Origin of the sequence: Sinomicrobium pectinilyticum, from assembly GCF_003725735.1 — a bacterium.
Lineage (GTDB): Bacteria > Bacteroidota > Bacteroidia > Flavobacteriales > Flavobacteriaceae > Sinomicrobium > Sinomicrobium pectinilyticum.
In genome coordinates this window covers 1-305 of record NZ_RJTM01000061.1, presented here as the reverse complement: position 1 = coordinate 305, position 305 = coordinate 1, and the positions used below count along the sequence as shown (strand labels likewise).

The 305-nt window shown below is 53.8% G+C and carries 1 protein-coding gene; it reads right to left on the bottom strand.

Annotated elements, in window-relative coordinates; all coding sequences use genetic code 11:
• The coding region (locus ED312_RS08885) for a bile acid:sodium symporter family protein (protein WP_394342858.1) at nt 1-305 on the bottom strand (305 nt) is incomplete at both ends.

Genomic DNA, 305 nt, shown 5'->3' with positions numbered 1-305 from the left:
GGTTCCTTCTTATGCCAGTACGAGGCCAGTATGGAACCGGTAACGTTCATCAAGGGACCGAAAATGGCAGGCGCCAGGCCCATCGTGGCAATCTTCCCGATCGAATTCGCTATCCCCGATGCCAGGCCCCCGTTCTGCATCCCCACTTCTATGGCTACCGTCCTGGCATCACGCTCCGGCAAACGAAAAAAACGGGCATACCAATACCCCAGCGTATAACCGAAAAGGTTATGAAAAAGTACGATAAGAAGTAAGACCAGACCGATATCCAGCAAACTGTCCCGCCCCGCAGCAGTGATCACCAC